At 43.6% G+C, this 450-nt stretch carries 2 tRNA genes; both read left to right on the top strand.

What is annotated here, in order from left to right:
• Positions 1-65: 65 nt before the first annotated feature.
• Positions 66-141: transfer RNA gene (locus C2M33_RS11100), tRNA-Gly, on the top strand.
• A gap of 92 nt (positions 142-233) precedes the next feature.
• A tRNA-Gly gene (locus C2M33_RS11105) sits at positions 234-309 on the top strand.
• The last annotated feature ends 141 nt before the right edge of the window (positions 310-450 follow it).

Here is a 450-nt window from a genome sequence, read left to right on the forward strand (position 1 = left end):
AAAAGTTGAAAGCTCCAAGCTATTCAAACTTGTAACTTGAATCTTGTAACTAGAAACTATTTGATGCGGCACTAGCTCAGTTGGTAGAGCGCAACCTTGCCAAGGTTGAGGTCACGAGTTCGAGCCTCGTGTGCCGCTCCAATTTCTCACCAAAAGAAATTGATATAAGTTTCAAGGGGAAAGTTGAAAGCATTAGCTTGAAACTAGAAACTTGCAGCTTACAACTTATTTATGCGGCACTAGCTCAGTTGGTAGAGCGCAACCTTGCCAAGGTTGAGGTCACGAGTTCGAGCCTCGTGTGCCGCTCCAATTTCTCACCAAAAGAAATTGGCTTAAGTTTCAAGGGGAGAGTTGAAAGCACCAAGCTATTCAAACTTGTAACTTGAATCTTGTAACTAGAAACTATTTGATGCGGCACTAGCTCAGTTGGTAGAGCGCAACCTTGCCAAG

The sequence above is a fragment of the Pseudoalteromonas sp. T1lg122 genome, assembly GCF_002964825.1.
In the GTDB taxonomy this organism is placed as follows: Bacteria; Pseudomonadota; Gammaproteobacteria; order Enterobacterales; family Alteromonadaceae; genus Pseudoalteromonas; species Pseudoalteromonas gelatinilytica.